The sequence below is a fragment of the Kouleothrix sp. 19917 genome (assembly GCF_057073505.1).
Window position 1 is genome coordinate 7190063 of sequence record NZ_CP097099.1, and the last position, 12587, is coordinate 7202649.

8 protein-coding genes are annotated in these 12587 nt (G+C 53.7%); 6 read left to right on the forward strand and 2 right to left on the reverse strand.

The features are described 5' to 3' along the window. Positions 1-11: 11 nt before the first annotated feature. On the reverse strand, positions 12-947 hold the full coding sequence (locus M1P90_RS29025) for an LLM class flavin-dependent oxidoreductase (RefSeq protein WP_483699188.1): 936 nt from the start codon (positions 945-947) through the stop codon (positions 12-14). A gap of 237 nt (positions 948-1184) precedes the next feature. Here M1P90_RS29025 and M1P90_RS29030 point away from each other — a divergent pair, with 237 nt between their 5' ends. Together M1P90_RS29030 and M1P90_RS29035 are read left to right on the forward strand one after the other, a co-directional pair. Next, complete coding sequence (locus M1P90_RS29030; protein WP_483699189.1) at positions 1185-1649, forward strand: HIT family protein; 465 nt, start codon at positions 1185-1187, stop codon at positions 1647-1649. Continuing rightward, on the forward strand, positions 1646-1978 hold the full coding sequence (locus M1P90_RS29035) for a cupin domain-containing protein (protein ID WP_483699190.1): 333 nt from the start codon (positions 1646-1648) through the stop codon (positions 1976-1978). The genes M1P90_RS29030 and M1P90_RS29035 overlap by 4 nt, the downstream gene beginning before the upstream one ends. 405 nt (positions 1979-2383) lie before the next feature. On the opposite strand, the gene M1P90_RS29040 is transcribed toward M1P90_RS29035, so the two are convergent. Further along, positions 2384-4321, reverse strand: coding sequence for an N-6 DNA methylase (locus tag M1P90_RS29040; RefSeq protein ID WP_483699191.1), 1938 nt, complete (start codon positions 4319-4321; stop codon positions 2384-2386). A gap of 432 nt (positions 4322-4753) precedes the next feature. On the opposite strand from M1P90_RS29040, the gene M1P90_RS29045 reads away from it, so the two are divergent. The 4 genes from M1P90_RS29045 to M1P90_RS29060 all read left to right on the forward strand — a co-directional run bounded on the left by M1P90_RS29045 (position 4754) and on the right by M1P90_RS29060 (position 12585). Then, positions 4754-5596 carry an HNH endonuclease gene (locus M1P90_RS29045; protein ID WP_483699192.1) on the forward strand — a complete coding sequence of 281 codons (843 nt, stop codon included), beginning with the start codon at positions 4754-4756 and terminating at the stop codon, positions 5594-5596. Between the two features lie 38 nt (positions 5597-5634). Continuing rightward, positions 5635-6135 (forward strand): hypothetical protein, encoded by a 501-nt coding sequence (locus tag M1P90_RS29050; protein WP_483699193.1) that lies wholly within the window; start codon positions 5635-5637, stop codon positions 6133-6135. Continuing rightward, complete coding sequence (locus tag M1P90_RS29055) at positions 6132-6749, forward strand: hypothetical protein (RefSeq protein WP_483699194.1); 618 nt, start codon at positions 6132-6134, stop codon at positions 6747-6749. Before M1P90_RS29050 ends, M1P90_RS29055 begins: the two co-directional genes overlap by 4 nt. Before the next feature lie 493 nt (positions 6750-7242). Then, the gene (locus M1P90_RS29060; RefSeq protein ID WP_483699195.1) at positions 7243-12585 is read left to right on the forward strand and encodes a RecQ family ATP-dependent DNA helicase; all 5343 of its coding nucleotides are present in this window, start codon (positions 7243-7245) and stop codon (positions 12583-12585) included. The last annotated feature ends 2 nt before the right edge of the window (positions 12586-12587 follow it).

Genomic DNA, 12587 nt, shown 5'->3' on the forward strand with positions numbered 1-12587 from the left:
CGAATATAAAGTTAGGCGGCTGCTTTTGCGATGATCGGCAGAACATCACTAACTAACAGCTCCAGTGTGGTCAGGTTGGGAAAGCCGCCACAGTCGAGCAGAAACGAGTCTACGCCCACCTCAATAAATGGGCGCATCTGCGCAACGATTTGCTCAGGTGTGCCAACGAAGCCGAAATCTTCTTCTAGGCTCTGAGCACTGTACAGGTCTCCAGCGATTGCTTCCGCCTCAGCCTGCGTCGCGGCGCAGGCACAGCCGCCGCTCCAGGAGCGCCGCACGGTCGCCGGATCGCGGCCTACATCAGCGCATGCCTGTGCAAAGATCTCTCCCATGCGACGATAGGCCACGATACCCGTCGAAGAGACATCCCAGCCATCGGCATACGTCGCCGTCAGGCGCAGCATCTTGGGCTTGAACGCGCCAATGATGAGCGGCGGGGTTAGATCGGGCCTGGGCTCACAGATCGCATCGTGTATCTGGTAGCGATTGCCCTGGAAGGTTGCCCGCTCCTGTGTCCACATGGCTTTGACGATCTGGACGGTCTCTTCAAGCTGCTCGACCCGCACCGGGGCAGGCGGGAAATCATAGCCGTAGGCACGGTACTCCGCCTCATTCCAGCCCGCGCCCAGGCCAAGCATGAAGCGTCCGCCGCTCAGGAATTGCAGGGTCGCGCCCATCTTCGCCAGTAGCCCGGGGTTGCGGAACGACTGGCAGACCACTGTATGACCGAAGCGAAGCTGAGGATGCAGGGCTGCTAAATAGCTGATGGTGGTGAAGCTCTCCAGCATATCGGATGCCCCATCCTGCAGGTGGTCAATCATCCAGAACGAGTCGAAGTGCTCCGCGATCAGGCTCAGGGCGCGGTTGAGATCTGCGACAAAGGTTGCCCGCCCTTCGCGCGTCGGGGAGCCGACAGGGATGACCAGGCCAAAAGTTATCGGTCGCATGATTGCTCCAATGCGTATAAACAGGTTTCTACGGGTCTACTCGATAGCATTCCAATAGCCCTGATGGTTCAGATTGGCGACGCACCACTCGTAGTGTCCATCTCCACCCTGCACAGAAATGGCGTAATAATAGGCAATTTGTTCGTTCTCCATGCTACCATGGGTGCAGGAAGAGGGATGTACATCCCATGAAATACGATTGACAACTCCACACTGTAGCTAGGAGTACATACGGATATGTCTGCATGGCCACTAAACTACCAGGAACAGCTCTCGGGTGTGGGCTGTCCCATTTGTGCCGAAGGTCGTCCTGAGGAAAGAGATGGAAGAATTCGCTTCTTTTCGAGCCAGTGGTCAGATGGCTATTTGCACCTGCGCGGTGTCCAACGTGGCTATGCGGCGGTGATTTGGCGCGGTCGTCATGTCGCAGAGCCGACAGAGCTCTCTGATGTGGAGGCAGCGGCCTTCTGGCTCGATGTGTTGCGCGTCGGTCGTGCCATGCAGGGCGTCTACCGCCCGTTGAAGATGAACTATCAGGTGCTTGGCAATAGAATACCGCATCTGCATTGCTTGGTGGCACCTCGCTTCCTGGAGGATGTTGCACCAGGTGATCCGTTGCCAGGGTCGGGGTATCACGACTTTCCAGAGGATGCAGTGCGGCTGGAGGTGACAATGTTACGCGAACAACTGGCACAGCCATGAAAATCTACCAAAAAAGCGAAGAAAGTGGTGACAGCCCAGCCTGGATCTGTGGGCACTGGAATGGCTCACCCCTCGCGATTGGCACTGGCTTACGTGCTGAGGTCGGTACCAGTGATATCCGCCATTATCATCCCTATCGAGAGTATTACGTTGTGCTCGAAGGAGCGGCTGAGCTTGAGGTAGAGGGTGTCGTGGTACCGATGTGCCCCGGCATGGTCATACTGGTGGAACCCGGCGAGCGTCACATGGTGGTGTCGGTGGACAAAGCAGGCGCCCGCTGGGTCGTTATTCAGGAACGATCTGAGCCCAACACAAAGTACATTGCGTAAGCATCAGGAAAGGAGCGGGCTTCTGCTATTCAGCCGGTACACCTCTGAACCAGGGCACGACGCTTCAGTGCCAGGGATAGCGCAGTGCGGATGCCGACGCGCATGGGCAGCGTCACTCGCTGAGCCAGGGGCAGCCAGCGCTGCTCGTGGAGGATCAGGGGTGTGTCCATCGCGCGACTTGGCAGGAAAACAGCTAGCTTATCACCTGGCCGAAAGAACGCATTGTCCCAGCCAGCATGCATCTCTCGCAGATGTAGATGCGCCAGATCAGGGTGCTGCTCCGTAAGTAATCGGGCACCAATGTGATGTCAATTGCGCATTCGGCAGCAGGTGTTCCGATGGAAGGCGACATATAGCTGGAGTCCATGCTGCTCTCCCATCATGGGTGATGTCTGTCGGATAATACTATTGGCGTGGCATCAGGAACCTAGCATCTATACCTCGTGAAGCCAGGAGGTCGTGAAGTGGCTGCTGGATAGCGTCGATGAGTTGTCCAACGGTTTGGCCATCAAGCAGTACTTCATGGTGCTCTATTTTATTACGCAACTTATTGAGCATGCGGAGATTTCTTTGGAGCTCGTCGGTTAGTTCTGATGGGTTGATGAATGCGGCTACGCGCCTGATCGCTTCCTCGAAGGTCACTGTTTTAGGAGGCCCTTCGGCGTCAAACACGCTCTTTCCCTCTTTGGTTGCTTTGATCTGCTTGGTTGCCGTTTCCGATAGATCTTCAAAGATGAGATATTCACTTTGTCGAGCCAGAAGCTCCTTCATGAGCAGCTCAATGCCATGATTCAAGAACATCACCGACTCTTTGAGCAACCAGTAGTCATACCCCCTTTGAAAAGTGTGATACGACTCAATGCCTCGCTGCAAAGAATGCAGCCCATTACTTTCGAGGTTGATATGGGAAGGGGCACTGACCGCATTGAAAAGGAATAATGGCTCAAATGGCTTCAGTTCTTGCCATTCCACCGTACTTACGTCATTTTCTAGGAGGAATGTGCGTTTGGTATGGCTGGTTCCCCACTGCTCTGCATAGAAGACACGTGCCAGAGCACTATCGTTTGGGTTTCGTTCGCGGACAAGCAGGGTAATCGCAAGCCCAACTTGAATGCCTGCAATATTTTCATCCCGCTCTCCACTGGGAGACACCTCACCTGTACGCCTGTTGCCCTGAAGATTCAGAATATACATGCGCGAAAAGAACTTGAGCCACTCTTCCCGCATCCTGACAAAGCCTGGGCTGGAAAGATAGAAATTGTTGGTGATAACCGCAATGATGCCATATTTGGAATCTTGAATATAATCGTGAGCGAGACGCAGAAATTGGACATATGCATCTTGAAGCGGTGATTTACGTATTCCATTTGGCACTTCAAATGTTGGTCGCCTATGGGTGCTTGCGGCAAAAGGCGGCGTGCCTACAATAACCGCAACACCCTTGTCGCGTTTGACCTGGTTTGCCCGCGCAACTTCACGCGCGAATGTGGTATGAGCAGAAGTGGCAGCGTCGGCATCTGGCTCTGCGAGTGCATCGGTATGCACGATTGGTAGCTGCTCATCGCCAGCGAACGTATAGCCGCTTTGAAGCAGCTTGAGTGTGAGACAGACGCGCGCGAAGGCATAGGTCGGCAAATAGATTTCAAAGCCGCATATATTTGGCAAGAGCTGATCGCGCACATAGGCATTCCAGTCTTTCTCTTGCGCCTTGACCGTTCGCTCGACCTGATCAATCGCGTGCAGCAGATATGTTCCTACACCTGCGGCCGGGTCAAGGAGTTTGACCAGAGCTTTCCCAGTTTTCTTGTGCGTACTCGCCAGCCCATCGGCGAGATCAAGATTGGTGCGGAGAAGGCTGTCAACTGACCGCACAATGAATGATGCGACGCTTTCTGGTGTGAAGTAACTTCCGCTAGAAGTGCGCGCCTGTTGATAGGTAGAGATGAAAGCGGGGTAGAAATGCATCAGCGCTTGCTCGGGTTCCTTCAGAACATCTCGAAGGCTGATCTGCTCTAGGTAGTTGAGCAGGGAATCTAGGACATGGATCTGGTGTAACTCCTTGACTAAAGCGTCAAGAAAGTAGCTACTTTCTTGATTTTGTAGCTGTTGAGCCAGATCTAGAGGGTTCCTGAGCGACAAGTCTAGTACGTGAAAAGCAACACCCTGGGCAAACAGATCAGGCAAATCCTGCGTTGCTGCAGGAAACACCATGATCTTTTGATAGTCATCGAATAAGGCACGAAGGAACGGGGTGGTAGTCGCTATCTTGTCGATTTCGTTTTTGAGCTCAGCAGCAAGATGCCCTAGCTCACCTGCAATTTTCGTAAGGGTCGATGTTGGCATAGCAATTTGACACCTCTTCAAAGGGACGGGCAAGAAAGGACACTGATGCGCAACAATTTCTGAGACGGCTCTCGTGCTGGTCAACGGTTCAGATATGACCGATGGCTGATCGCCAGTAGCGGCTCGTCCGCCAAAGTGTCCGGCGCGGGTTGTAGTATAGAAACATCCGAGGCGTTTGTCGAGGAGTGCTCAGCGTTCTGTGGAGCTATACAATTGCTCCCAGGCTTGCTCTTCAGCCTCGTTTGTAAGGGCGCGTATAAAGAGGGCATCGACACAGAAGCGGTCTAATAGCGTTTCATCCATGGGCATCGTAACCCTCTCGTCAGCGGTATCCATGTAGTGCTCTAGCAAGTCAGTGCTAGAATAGCCGCATGGTTCTGCCTGCAGCATGATTCTAACGTGTTCTGATCTGTCAGACAGCAAAGGCATGCGATGTCAACCTACCTCTTGACCTGGAACCCGCACAAATGGCCTTGGAGCAATATCGTTTCTGATACGCGTCGATGCCAGTTGGAGGGTTATCTCGACGAGCGCTGGCGCTGTGGACGAAACAAACGCATCCAGCCAGGCGATCGGGTGTTTCTCTTACGGCAGGGCAAGGAACCACGCGGGCTTATTGCTTCTGGCAAGGCAACCTCCCACGTTTTTGAAGACCTACATTGGCGTGAGGATGATGAGGTTCAAAATCCATTGGCCCGCTATATCGATGTACGCTTCGATATTTTGCTCGATGCTGATGCTAATCAGGAAGAGCTCTTTCGGCGTGAGTGGCTTGATGCCGAACCGTTCAGAGGTGTCCATTGGAACACGCAAATTTCAGGGATACATATTCCAGAACCGATCGCCAGTTCGCTTGAGCGCGAATGGGCAAGCTTCTTAGCTTCTCGCAACATTGTGCAGTATGAGACCGCAGTCCACCACACTATGAGCGAAGAAGAGGCTGGCGACAATCACTATCTGGAAGGCACGCTACAAGCTGCTTTGGTCAATCGCTATGAACGGAATGCACAAGCACGCCGAGTGTGCATACGCCATTACGGCTTGAGCTGTGTTGTCTGTGGCTTCAATTTCCAGCAAGTCTATGGTGACATTGGCGTTAGCTTTATTCACATTCATCATCTCATCCCCCTGGCAGATATTGGTGCGCAATATGTGGTTGACCCTGTACAAGATCTTCGCCCTGTCTGCGCAAATTGTCATGCCATGCTCCATCAGGATCGGCCGCCATTATCAATAGAAGAGTTGCGTAGCAGGCTAGAAACTACCCGCAGGTAGGTTCGGGATGATGGCTGACAGATCTACCAGGAACCAGAATGATGAGCGGTACGCAGTTGTCCAAACAACAATTACTCCAGCGGTGGCTAGCTGAGCATGCTCCTGGCAATTACGCCGATCTCTTTGCCAGCCGTGCTCCTGATTTCAGGCCAACAACGGAGGCTGTCGCACTCTTGCAGCGACAGATTGCCTCACGGGGTATGCATCTCTACATTGTCTGCCTTGGGAGCGAGCGTGAGCCAACGCTACCTGTCTATGTGGGCAAAGCAGCCAACCCGTGGAAACGCTGGAACACTGGGCATCTGCAAGGGCTACGGCAGGCTTACCGTACGAATACTGGGCGATACACAAGCTGGCTCAAGCTCTTCGATCAACATCCTGAACCACTACACCTCATCTGTCTCCACGAGACGGAGATTCTGTTCCCGCCGCTACCCGAATTCCCTTCAGGAGTGGGCGCGGTTGAATATCAACTCATCTCGCTGGCTGCAGATGCCTATCCAGAAACACTCTTGAATAACGAGGGCGTAGCACGATGAGCAAGCTCCAGGATTGGTTTCGCCAGCATATCACGGCACAGACGACACGCCCGCTGTTCGATGAGCATAACCTGATCGTAGCGATGACCCAGTATCGTTCGCTGCCGGTACTCAAACGCCATCCTGACTTTGACGCACTGATGATTACAACGGTTGAAAACGGCCTACAACGGGGCGCGTGGCGAGGATTCGTCTATGTCATGCATTGGCAGCATGACCATGAGACCATACCCTTGTACATCGGCAAGGCCGAACGCAAAGGTCGGACAGCCGTACTCAGCTTCAATCTAAGCAATATCCGCTCGAACCAGCAGGCTTTCGGTCGTTGGGGCTACGGAGTGGCCTATCATATCGGCGATCTTAGTCATGTGATGTTTGGTTGGGAGGCATACAAGAAGCCTGACCAGAAATACCGGCGCTGGGCCGAGCGTCTTTTCACACAGTACAATCCGCCGACCTTGATCGAACAGATCTATGTTGCGATTATCGGCTGGGAGGATGGCATGTGCGGGCCATCTGGACTGGCTGGCTCGGTTCCCTCAGTGGAGAAAGAGGTGATTGCACTAGCTGCGCATGCATATCCAACGGTGCTGCTAAATACTGATGGGGCGTAGTATGTATCCTGCTACATCTAGTCGTCTATGATGACGAGGATTCTGGCGACATTTACCACATAATAATATCTGTAACGATCATTGCTTGAGCATATCGTTTGCACCTGCTATAGTTTTTCAGGAGAAGCGATTTTCTCGTATGCAGTGACACACTCTATGATCAATGCCCTGACTACCCCCTCCCATGCCACTTCTTTTCCGGCTTTGTTGCCGACCATAATACGGCCACTACAGATGCTCTTCCGACTGTATCTCCACAACTCTAGCCCGGTCTGTGATTTCGCTTCTACCAAAACAAAACTACATATTGTCCTGATGATGTCGTTAGGCTTCGCCAATTGCGCGACCGAAGACCGTAGACGAACGTGACTTTGGCCTGTTCTTTAACGGTATCGTAGAGAGACAAACTGGCATGGTAGCGGTTCGTCACTTTGCGGGACATATCGCTAGTGCTGCGGAATAAAAGCGTCTATAGCAGCACGGAGCTTGTAGCATGAACCAATCGTATGGAGCGTCGCCGCTCAGCCAACGTATTCAGAAGCTCCTTTTGGAACGCCATGGTGAGCCACTCTCACTTATAGAAATCCACGCCCAACTACGGCGGCAAGGTAATGGTTCTATCGCGACGGACGTGCTGCGATCTATTCTGGAGGATCGAGCGCTTTTCACTGTCTTGTCTGATGATCGGTACACAATGCGCGATCATCTCGCCGCCCCAACAGTCGATAGCCCGCAACCTTCAACCACGCTCTACCTCCAGAATCTTCCTGCTGCTCACAGCAACTATGTTGTGCTGGATATCGAGACGAGCGGAACAAACCTGGCAGTCGATAGTATTATCCAGATTGCCGTAATGCGGGTGCGGGATCGGCAGCCCGTTATGTTTCGGAATTGGTATGTGTACTGCGATCCCGCACGTCTGACCCCATCACTGCGAAGAGCAATCCATCTCACAGACGAAATCGTTGCTCAGATCGTAGCAGCTCCTCCGATTAACGCTATCTGGCCAGAGCTACAGGCTTTTCTTGGTGATGATGCGCTGGTTATCCATAATGCCCGCTTCGATATAGGCTTTCTCAGGCAACAGAATCCATCACTCTCAAACCTGGCTATTGACACGATGGAACTGGCGCTTCTGGTGATGCCAGAGGCAACGATATACAAGCTCAGTTCCATTACGGAAACAGTAGGCATTGATATAGCCTTGCTTTCCACCCGTGGCATTGCGGGTATTCCGCCAGGTTATCAACCCAGCGCCGACAGCCTCCATAATGCTATTACCGATGTACTGCTGCTTCAGGCAGTGTACGCCTCGCTTTGTGATCGACTCCAGAGACTGCCGCTTGCAGTCCAGGCATTGTATGCATTTCTCCTACCAGGAATTGGCCTGAGCAATGCTGACGCAAGCGATCAACTGCTTGCTGCGCTAGTGACAGAGCAGAGCCGTGACATCCAACCACTCAGTACTCCTCTTCAGGACGATAATGCGCTTGCGCTCCTGGATCGCTTCGCTGCTGAGCAACACCTGGTCCCGCGTGCAGCTCAACGTAGGATGGTTGAGCTTATTGATGGTGCATTGACCAACGACCGCTCCTTGCTGATAGAAGCTCCAACTGGTACCGGAAAAACTATCGCCTATCTGATGCCTGCTGTCTGGCATGCGCTGCATGCTGGTCGCCGTATTGCGATCGCAACCGCCTTTAAAAACCTGCAAGACCAGCTTCGTGCAGAAGTAGCGCGACTCCAGAGCTTTATCGGATTTCGCGCTCAAGTGCTGAAAGGCAGTGCGAGCTACCTCTGCCTGCGAAATTTGCAGGACGCGATTGAAGAGATAGAACCCGAAACAGAGGTAGATCGGCGCTACGTGCTTGCAAGCATTGCAGGCCGGATTGCTGCCAATCCGGCGATGACACTGGATGAACTGCCGTACTGGTTGCGTAGCACCATTCCTGTCACAGCGGACATCGTGCGTGAAGTCGCCGTCGATCGAGCCACTTGCACGGAACGCCAATGCCCATTCTATGATGACTGTGGCCTCTTTGCAGCCTATCGCCGTGCGGCTCAGGCTGATGTGCTCCTTATCAATCAATCGCTCTGGCTGCACGAGCCGACCGCGATGCCAGCCTTCGATTCGATTGTGATCGACGAGGCGCATAACCTCGAAGACATGGCTACGAGCGCATTCGAGCAGGAGGTGAGCGAGATCACTATCCGCGCTCAGCTCTTGCGCTTGGCAGTTCCTGGAACGCAGCGTGGCGTACTCAACCGCGTGTTGAAAAGTAAGATAGATGAGACGCTCCGCCGTGATATTCATGCGGTCAGGCAGAAGATTGGGCAAGTACTTCGCTTAATTGAGGATCTTCGTGGCACATTGGCAGCTTTTGTAAAAACCTGTGATGAGCGCCTCGACCCAAAGAAGGGAGCGCAACTTCAGTTCGTCGGCGCACCAGCACGAGTCTATCCTACGCGCTGGAGGGTTGTTCAACAGGCACTCGATCAGATCTGGGATGTGTACCTGACGCCATTAATCGATAGCCTACAACATATCGCTGCTCAACTCGCAACGAACTATGTGGTCGAAATACGGACGATTGATGCTGTTCGTTCGTCACTCATCGAGCAGCGCGCACTTCTCCAAGCCATTCTCCAGGCACAGAAGACCAATCTTGTATCCTGGCTCACTGTCGAGCATGATGTACAAACAGTACGCGGCACATGGGGATTTCATGCAGCACCGATTAGGGTTGCTCCCCTGCTGGCTGAACGGTATAGACCGTATCGGTCGGTCATTCTTACATCAGCCACGCTCACAACCGGAAAGGCCGATTTTAGCTTCTTTGTTGAGCGTCTCGGTTTGCGCGAAATCTTGGGGGATGATGGCGCGCATACACTGCCGCCAGTACTTCCCTATGCCACGAACGTCTTCTTGGGTATTCCTAGTTATCTCACCTACACGCCAGCCCAGGAAACAATCAAGAGCTTTGTTGAAGAGCTTGCTCAAGAATTCGGACTATTGTTCCAGTACACGGACGGGCGCGCGTTGGCGCTCTTCACCTCGCGCGAACGGTTAGAGAATGTCAACACGCGCAGCGAAGCTTTGCTTGAACCGCATGGCATCCCGCTTCTTGCGCAGCTCTCCGGCGCGAACCGACAGCGTTTGATTGATGAATTCAAATCGCATGGCGGCGCAGTGCTGTTCGGACTTAAGGCCTTTTGGGAAGGGATCGATATTCCTGGAGAAGCGCTTTCATTTGTCGTGATGGAAAAGCTTCCCTACCCAGCACTCACAGACCCGGTGCATACTGCCCGCCGCAAAGCTGTCCACGAGCAGAGCGGCCATGAGTTCGAGGATTATCTCTTCCCGCTCATGGTTATCCAGTTCAAGCAAGGCTTCGGCCGGTTATTGCGCCGTGAGGATGATCGCGGTGCGGTCATTATTTATGATCGCAGGGTTGCACGGAAGAGCTATCTGCCTCAGATGCTTGGTTCCCTACCAGGATATCAGCCACGTGATCAAGTTGCGGAACGGTCGCGGCGCGCCTTCTATGAGCTGATCGATCAACGCCTTCCTGGTCTTATTGATCGCGCTTCCAAGGAAGCACTGCTGGCCGAGCTTCCCAATATTCTCTCCACTGACCTTGAGGCTCTGGTTGAACGGCTGGCTATTCCCGACCCACTTCCACCAGAGGAATATGAGGCTTATCGACCACGTATTCTCGAAGCACTCAAGGCCTTATTCAAGCACAACGACTTTCGCTCGGCTACCCAGGAAGCCGCTATCAGGTCTATGCTGACAGGCTCAGATGTGCTCGCCATTCTACCGACAGGCGCAGGTAAATCACTCTGCTTTCAGCTACCAGCCCTGTTACGTCGTGGTCTCACTATCGTTTGCTCCCCGCTGATTGCGCTCATGCGCGATCAGATCGACAAACTGCATGAAAATGGCATCGAGATCGCAGCCGCACTAGTAAGTGGGCAAAGCGCAAGTGAACGTGAAGAGATTATGGGAAGGGTCAGATCTGGAAGAATTCGCCTCCTCTATATCGCACCAGAGCGCCTGCGCGACCCAGTACTGCGTAACCTCCTGCTTGAGACGACGGTTCGGCAGATTGTTGTGGATGAAGCGCACTGCGTTGCCCTGTGGGGGCCGAGTTTTCGTCCTGACTTTCTGGTTATCCCGCAGATATATGCCGATCTGGAACGGCGTCCTCCCGTGGCTGCATTCACTGCGACTGCCACACCGATCATCGCGCAAGAGATTACGCAAAGCCTGGCGCTGCACGAACCCACGATTGTCAGAACATCGATTGACCGTCCAGAGCTACAGCTAGTTGTGCTGGATCGGGAGTCGCCTTACCACCCGGTCACTAGCAAGACGGATAAAATCCGGCGTTTGATGATGTTGGTGCAGACCGCTACCCAACGCGATGAGCTCATGCTTATCTACACCGCTACGACCGCTGAGGCAGAGCATTTGGCGCGATTACTGAATGTTGCTGGGTTTCTTGCGCGTGCCTATCACGGCAAAATGCCTGTACAGGAGCGTGCCAATATTAGTGAACAGTTCATGGATGGGTTGCTCTCGATCGTGGTCTGTACCAAAGCCTTTGGAATGGGGGTCGATAAGGCAAATGTTCGGTATGTGGTGCATTACCACATGCCGGGTGATCTGGAGTCCTATTTTCAGGAGGTGGGGCGGGCCGGACGAGATGGAGAACCTGCCTACGGCATCTTGCTCTACCACAAGAGCGACGAGCAGATCCAGCGTTACTTCATTGAGAAGAGTCGCCCTGACGGTGAGTTACTTGCTCGCCTGTGGCGCGAAATCTGCGCACAACCGGCATTCTATGTGCTCGACCCGATTGTGACCTGCGAGGCCTTTGATATTGATGAACTGGAGTTGCGGCGGGCGCTCTACCTGCTTGAGCGTGCAGGCATGATTCAGCGTAGGCACGATGTGACGCTGCGCGGCACCCTAACCCTGCTTGGTAGTTGGGATGAGGTGTTGTCTCTGGTAGATCAGAATGACCATGATTTGATAGGCCATCTGCGTACGCTGCTGCCAGAGGCTGGCTGGTCACGCATAGCCATCGATCTCAAGGATACCGCCTCGATGGTTGGATGCGAAATCGAAGTACTTGAGCAAATCCTCATGAGATTCAGCATCGCTGGTGGCTGTCTCTATCGGCCTTGGGAGCGTGGTTATCAGGTGCGGCGCCTCGTTGATGCAACCACACCACTTCCGGCGGTTGGACACGAAACGCCCGATGCTCAGGAAGCTAAGCTACGGCAGATGCGTGCCTTCGTACGGCAGCGCGGCTGTCGCTGGCAGGCGCTGCGCGTCTATTTTGGCGAACCGCTTGGCGCGCCCTGTGGGCGGTGTGATCGCTGTGACCCGCATCAGCGCTATCCATGGAGTGGGATAACAGAGCGCGATGTGCCGGATGTGAGCGAAGTCATCAATCTCGATACCACCTGGATGGGCATTGTCGATTGGAACGAACGGCGTGCTCGCGAAGGTCGCTCGCCCTATAGTCGCCTTTCGCTTCTGCGTATCCTCCGAAGTGATGAGTATGCGCTGATGCGCGGTGTCGAGCCTGGCCCTGCCAGTCGTCACCGTCGTGACGAACTGCGCTCCTGTCCGTACTGGGGTGTATGCCGTACACTACGACGTTCCGCATCAGATCTCGAACAACGCCTCCAGCGATTATTTGATCATGGCTTCGTCGAGCAACGCAGCGCAGCGGTTGGCTCAAACGGCACCTATTATTATCTTGTTCTGACAGAACGGGGTCGCACGCAGCTTCAGAGCGGCGAGCATATTCAGTGGAGCTGAAC

Excerpts from the sequence above, each read along its gene's own strand:
- M1P90_RS29025 (WP_483699188.1), bottom strand. The coding sequence starts at position 947 with ATGCGACCGATAACTTTTGGCCTGGTCATCCCTGTCGGCTCCCCGACG.
- M1P90_RS29030 (WP_483699189.1), top strand. The coding sequence starts at position 1,185 with ATGTCTGCATGGCCACTAAACTACCAGGAACAGCTCTCGGGTGTGGGC.
- M1P90_RS29035 (WP_483699190.1), top strand. The coding sequence starts at position 1,646 with ATGAAAATCTACCAAAAAAGCGAAGAAAGTGGTGACAGCCCAGCCTGG.
- M1P90_RS29040 (WP_483699191.1), bottom strand. The coding sequence starts at position 4,321 with ATGCCAACATCGACCCTTACGAAAATTGCAGGTGAGCTAGGGCATCTT.
- M1P90_RS29045 (WP_483699192.1), top strand. The coding sequence starts at position 4,754 with ATGTCAACCTACCTCTTGACCTGGAACCCGCACAAATGGCCTTGGAGC.
- M1P90_RS29050 (WP_483699193.1), top strand. The coding sequence starts at position 5,635 with ATGATGAGCGGTACGCAGTTGTCCAAACAACAATTACTCCAGCGGTGG.
- M1P90_RS29055 (WP_483699194.1), top strand. The coding sequence starts at position 6,132 with ATGAGCAAGCTCCAGGATTGGTTTCGCCAGCATATCACGGCACAGACG.
- M1P90_RS29060 (WP_483699195.1), top strand. The coding sequence starts at position 7,243 with ATGAACCAATCGTATGGAGCGTCGCCGCTCAGCCAACGTATTCAGAAG.